At 63.8% G+C, this 1,364-nt stretch carries 1 protein-coding gene; it reads left to right on the top strand.

Annotated elements, in window-relative coordinates; all coding sequences use genetic code 11:
• Positions 1–1,362, top strand: a 1,362-nt coding sequence (gene ahcY, locus PVW46_RS21250; RefSeq protein ID WP_274577482.1) for an adenosylhomocysteinase, incomplete at its 5' end; no start/stop codon positions are given.
• Positions 1,363–1,364 lie beyond the last annotated feature (2 nt).

Here is a 1,364-nt window from a genome sequence, read left to right as displayed (position 1 = left end):
ATTGCACTGGCCGGGTTCGGCCGCAAGGAACTCGACATTGCCGAAACCGAGATGCCGGGCCTGATGGCGCTGCGCGCGGAATACGGCGAGGCGAAACCGCTGAAAGGCGCGCGCATCGTCGGTTCCTTGCACATGACGATCCAGACCGCTGTCCTGATCGAAACCCTGGTGGCGCTGGGCGCCGACGTGCGCTGGGCGTCCTGCAACATCTTCTCGACCCAGGACCACGCCGCCGCCGCCATCGCCGAAGCCGGCATCCCGGTCTTCGCGATCAAGGGCCAGACGCTGGAAGAGCATTGGGATTACCTCGACAAGTCCTTCCTGTTCGACGATGGCCCGAACATGATCCTGGACGATGGCGGCGACGCCACGCTCTACGTCTTGCTGGGCGCGCGCGCCGAGGCGGGTGAGGACATCATCGCCGTGCCGACCTCGGAAGAAGAGGAAGTCATCAAGGCGCAGATCAAGAAGCGCATGGCGGCAAGCCCCGGCTGGTTCACCAAGACCCGCGACCAGATCCTGGGCGTGTCCGAGGAAACCACCACCGGCGTCAACCGCCTGTACCAGCTGGTGCGCGACGGCCAGCTGCCCTTCCCGGCGATCAACGTCAACGACAGCGTGACCAAGTCGAAGTTCGACAACAAGTACGGCTGCAAGGAATCGCTGGTCGACGGCATCCGCCGTGCCACCGACACGATGATGGCCGGCAAGGTCGCCGTGGTCTGCGGTTACGGCGACGTCGGCAAGGGCTCTGCCGCTTCGCTGCGCGGCGCCGGTGCCCGCGTGAAAGTGACCGAGATCGACCCGATCTGCGCCCTGCAGGCGGCGATGGACGGCTTCGAGGTGACGACGCTGGAAGACGTGGTGTCCAGTGCCGACATCTTCATCACCACCACCGGCAACAAGGACGTGATCCGCATCGAGCACATGCGCGAGATGAAGGACATGGCGATCGTCGGCAACATCGGCCACTTCGACAACGAGATCCAGGTCGCCGCGCTGAAGAACCACAAGTGGACCAACATCAAGGAACAGGTGGACATGATCGAGCTGCCCAACGGGCACCGCATCATCCTGCTGTCCGAGGGCCGTCTGCTGAACCTCGGCAACGCCACGGGTCACCCGTCCTTCGTGATGTCGGCCTCCTTCACCAACCAGGTTCTGGCGCAGATCGAACTCTACAAGAACGGCGACCAGTACGAGAACAAGGTCTACATCCTGCCCAAGCACCTGGACGAAAAGGTCGCCCGGCTGCACCTGGAGCGGATCGGCGTCAAGCTGAGCGAACTGTCCAAGGAGCAGGCCGACTACATCGGCGTGGCGCCCGAAGGCCCGTTCAAGCCCGAGCACTACCGGTACTGAGG

The sequence above is a fragment of the Mameliella sp. AT18 genome (assembly GCF_028807275.1).
GTDB classification, from domain to species: domain Bacteria; phylum Pseudomonadota; class Alphaproteobacteria; order Rhodobacterales; family Rhodobacteraceae; genus Antarctobacter; species Antarctobacter albus.
Note: the sequence above shows the minus strand (reverse complement) of the source record. Positions and strands in the feature narration are given on the sequence as shown.